The organism is Falsiroseomonas oryzae, assembly GCF_027856955.1.
GTDB classification, from domain to species: domain Bacteria; phylum Pseudomonadota; class Alphaproteobacteria; order Acetobacterales; family Acetobacteraceae; genus Falsiroseomonas; species Falsiroseomonas oryzae.
On the sequence record NZ_JAPSMD010000627.1, the window covers coordinates 1 to 2,423 of the forward strand.

Genomic DNA, 2,423 nt, shown 5'->3' on the forward strand with positions numbered 1-2,423 from the left:
CGGCGCAGGCGGGCAGGGCGAGCAGCGCCAGCAGCGCGGCCGTCCGCCACGGGGCGGACATGCGCGGGGCGCGGCGGGGGCGGTGCGGCGCGGGGTCCGGCATGGCGTCTCCGGTGCGGTGCGGCGCCGTCATGCTGGCGGCGGATCGTGCGCTTGTCATGCAGGCAGCATGGCAGGGATGTGGCGGCAGGGGGCGCCGCGGCTTTGCAGCCCCTCCCTGGCGCGGCAGTCTGCCGGCCGAATCCGCAGGGGGTGCCCGTGCAGCTCGACGACCCGACGGTGCTGGCCGAGGTCCGCGCCGTCTTCGACCGCTACGAGGCGGCGCTGATGGCCAACGAGACGTCGGTGCTGGACGAGATCTTCTGGGCCGACCCGCGCACCGTCCGCTTCGGCATCACCGAGATCCTCTACGGCCACGACGCCATCCGCGCCTTCCGCGGCTCGGTGAAGAGCTACGCGCAGCGGGTGCAGAAGCGCGTCCACATCACGAGCTTCGGCCAGGACTTCGCCTGCACCCACCTGGAATACGAGCGGGTCGGGACCGGCCTCATCGGCCGGGAGACCAAGGTCATGGCGCGGCTGCCCGGGCTCGGCTGGCGCGTGGTCTCGGCGCATGTCTCGCTGCTCGGCCAGGGCGATCCGGGGCGGCAGATGCAGGCGCCGGCGACGTGAGCGCGCATGTGGTGGTGATCGGCGCCGGCATCGTCGGCGCTGCGACGGCGCTGGAGGCGCTCTCCGCCGGCTTCCGCGTCACCATCCTGGAGCCCGGCGAGCCGGGCGGGGAGCAGGCGGCGTCCTACGGCAATGGCTGCTGGCTCAGCCCGATGTCGGTGATCCCGCCCTCGGTGCCCGGGTTGTGGAAGAAGCTGCCGAAGTTCCTCTCCGATCCGCTCGGGCCGCTGGCGATCCGCTGGTCCTACCTGCCGCGCGTCGCGCCCTGGCTGGTGCGCTACCTGCTGGCCGGCTGGACCGAGGCGAAGGTCGAGGCGACGGCGCGCGCGCTGCGGCCGCTGCTGGTGGACGCGCCGGCGCTGCACAAGGCGCTGGCCGAGCGCGCCGGCGTCGCGCGGCTGATCGAGCGGCGCGGCCTGATGTATGTCTACGAGAACCGCGCGCAGTTCGACTCCGAGGCGATGGCGTGGCGCATCCGCCGCAAGGTCGGCATCGAGTGGCTCGAACTCGAGGCCGACGAGATGCGGCAGCGCGAACCCGAGCTCGACCGTCGCTACGGCTTCGGCGCGCTGGTGGAGGAGGGCGGGCATTGCCGCGACCCCGGCGCCTATGTTGCGGCGCTGGTCGCGCAGGCGGTGGCGGAAGGCGCGGAGCTGCGCCGCGCGCGCGCGACCGGGTTCCGGATCGAGGGCGGGCGGCTGCGGGCCGTGCGGACCGAGGACGGCGAGGTCGCGGCCGACCGGGCGGTGATCTGCGCCGGCGCCCATTCGAAGGACCTCGCGGCCGCCGCCGGCTCCCGCGTGCCGCTGGAGAGCGAGCGCGGCTACCACGCCATGGTGGTCGACGCGCCGGTCGGCCCGCGCACGCCGCTGATGCCCTTCGACGGCAAGATGTCCGTGACGCTGACCGACCGCGGCCTGCGCTGCGCCGGCCAGGTGGAGATCGCGGGGCTGGCGGCGGCGCCGAACTGGAAGCGGGCGGAGATCCTGCGCGACCACCTGCTGCGGAGCTTCCCCGCCCTGCCGCGCGACCTGCCGGCGGAGCGGGTGAAGGTCTGGATGGGCCACCGCCCCTCCATGCCGGACGGTCTGCCCTGCCTGGGCCCGGCGGCGGCGACGCCCGACATCGTCCTGGCCTTCGGGCATGGCCATGTCGGGCTGGTGGCCGGGCCGCGCAGCGCGCGCATCGCCGTATCTCTGCTGGCTGGAGGCACGCCGGAAATCCCGATTGCGCCGTTCCGACCGTCGCGATTCGCTTGACATCGTTTTGTGCTGGTGTTTGCGGTCCGTGAGTGCCATGCTGGTAGGTGGCGGCCCTGCATCGTGTCGGGTCGTGTCCTGGGTAGCGGATTGATAGACAAGTGTTTCCCGACAGCGAGCAGGGTGGCTCCGGCCCGATCGAGGCCGAAGTTAAGTGGTACAATGCCCGGAAGGGCTTCGGCTTCGTCCTCGGGCCCGATGGGCAGGACGTCTTCTTCCACGCTTCCGCCCTGACGGAAGCTGGGATCGAGCCGCCGGAGACCGGCGACAAGCTCAACTGCGAGATCGGCACCGACCGCCAGGGGCGGCGCCTGGTCACGCGCATCCACAGCGTCATCAAGGGCCCCGGCGGGGGCGACCGGCCGCGCGGCGGCTTCGGTGATCGTCCGCCGCGGCGCGATTTCGGTGGCGGCGGCGGCTTCGGCGACCGTCCGCCGCGGCGCGACTTCGGCGGCGGTGGCGGCTTCGGCGGTGGCGGCGGCTTCGGTGACC

3 protein-coding genes are annotated in these 2,423 nt (G+C 73.5%); all 3 read left to right on the forward strand.

The annotated features are described in order from the left end of the window. The first annotated feature begins 258 nt into the window (after window positions 1-258). The gene (hpxZ, locus tag OZN99_RS29805) at window positions 259-672 is read left to right on the forward strand and encodes an oxalurate catabolism protein HpxZ (protein ID WP_270938837.1); all 414 of its coding nucleotides are present in this window, start codon (window positions 259-261) and stop codon (window positions 670-672) included. Next, window positions 669-1,931 (forward strand): NAD(P)/FAD-dependent oxidoreductase, encoded by a 1,263-nt coding sequence (locus OZN99_RS29810; protein WP_270938838.1) that lies wholly within the window; start codon window positions 669-671, stop codon window positions 1,929-1,931. The genes hpxZ and OZN99_RS29810 overlap by 4 nt, the downstream gene beginning before the upstream one ends. A gap of 101 nt (window positions 1,932-2,032) precedes the next feature. Then, window positions 2,033-2,423, forward strand: a 391-nt coding sequence (locus tag OZN99_RS29815; RefSeq protein WP_270938839.1) for a cold shock domain-containing protein, incomplete at its 3' end; no start/stop codon positions are given.